We start from the raw sequence: 1,436 nt of genomic DNA, 5'->3' as shown, positions 1-1,436 counted from the left end.
AGGTGGTTTTTCGAAGGTTCAGTAAGTTGGGGAACTTCTGAACCGTGGTAACAGGGTGTACAAGACCGCTGCCACCAAATTCGTCCTTTCAGTTTAGCCGCAGTCTGGCTCTAACTTCAAGAACTTTGCATCAGTAATCTCTTGTACACCCTCTACCAATGGCTACCGCCAATGGCGATTTGTCGTGCCTTTTCGGGTTGGACTCAAGACGATAGTTACCGAAAAGAGCGTGGTAGTCGGACTGAACGGGGGGTTCGTGCATACAGTCCAGCTTGGAGCGAACTGCCTACCCGGAACTGAGTGTCAGGCGTGGAATGAGACAAACGCGGCCATAACAGCGGAATGACACCGGTAAACCGAATGGCAGGAACAGGAGAGCGCACGAGGGAGCCATCAGGGGGAAACGCCTGGTATCTTTATAGTCCTGTCGGGTTTCGCCACCACTGATTTGAGCGTCAGATTTCGTGATGCTTGTCAGGGGGGCGGAGCCTATGGAAAAACGGCCGCTGTGCTGCCTTCTCCCTCTCCGAGCTGTCTGCTCTATGTCGTTATGTGCGCGTTGCGACCGCTCGCCGCAGCCGAACGGCAGGAGCGTAGCGACTGAGTGAGCGAGGAAGCGGAAAAGAGATCTGTCTGACATTGAGCACTGACGCTCTGAGGCCCTTTATGACGAAACAACAGAAAACAGCGCTGAACATGGCTAAATTCATCCAGAATCAGTCTCTGCTCCTGCTGGAGAAGCTTAACGAGCTTGATCTCGATGTCGAGGCCGACCTTTGTGAGAAACTCCACGATGATGCGGAGCATCTTTTCTGTACACTGACCGCGAGACTGGATGCATTACAGGATGGTAACTGATGGCCAGAGTGTCTATTAGTGAGGCTGCCCGACTGACGGGTAAGAGTAGAACAACACTGCACAGGTTAATTAAAGCAGGTGACCTGTCCACCTGTAGCGGTGAACGTAATGCAAAAATGGTAGATACTTCAGAGCTTTTACGTGTCTTTGGCCCCTTTGAACAACTGAAGGGTGAACACCATTCTGGACAGGTCTCTGAACAGCGTGATACAGCCTCTGCTGACCAGAGTGAACAGGTGATTCGTCATCTGAAACAGGAGATTGAACACCTGAACACCTTACTTTTGTCCAAGGATTCGCACATTGACAGCCTGAAACAGGCCATGCTCCTTCTTGAAAATCACCAGGCAAAATTAACTGAATCCCCGGCGCCATGGTGGAAATTCTGGAAAAAATCCTGACCCCGTCATGCTTCAGTTTTCCTCTCCGGCCATCCCAGGGAGTTCCTGAACCTTCCCAAAAATCGTCAGATCTCTGAACGCTCCTCACCACTAAAAATACCCACACCCCACGCAAAATTAAAATTTTGCAGATTCCTTATTTACAACAATGGGTTAATGAAAAATAAATGTGCGGTG

General features: G+C 50.3%; 2 protein-coding genes. Both read left to right on the top strand.

Annotated features, from left to right (window positions below; genetic code table 11):
* The first annotated feature begins 666 nt into the window (after positions 1 to 666).
* Positions 667 to 858 (top strand): Rop family plasmid primer RNA-binding protein, encoded by a 192-nt coding sequence (locus tag DI276_RS34830; protein WP_045358396.1) that lies wholly within the window; start codon positions 667 to 669, stop codon positions 856 to 858.
* Positions 858 to 1,259 (top strand): helix-turn-helix transcriptional regulator, encoded by a 402-nt coding sequence (locus tag DI276_RS34825; RefSeq protein ID WP_024623230.1) that lies wholly within the window; start codon positions 858 to 860, stop codon positions 1,257 to 1,259. Before DI276_RS34830 ends, DI276_RS34825 begins: the two co-directional genes overlap by 1 nt.
* The last annotated feature ends 177 nt before the right edge of the window (positions 1,260 to 1,436 follow it).

This window comes from Lentzea terrae (assembly GCF_003265345.1).
Lineage (GTDB): Bacteria > Actinomycetota > Actinomycetes > Mycobacteriales > Pseudonocardiaceae > Lentzea > Lentzea terrae.
Note: the sequence above shows the minus strand (reverse complement) of the source record. Positions and strands in the feature narration are given on the sequence as shown.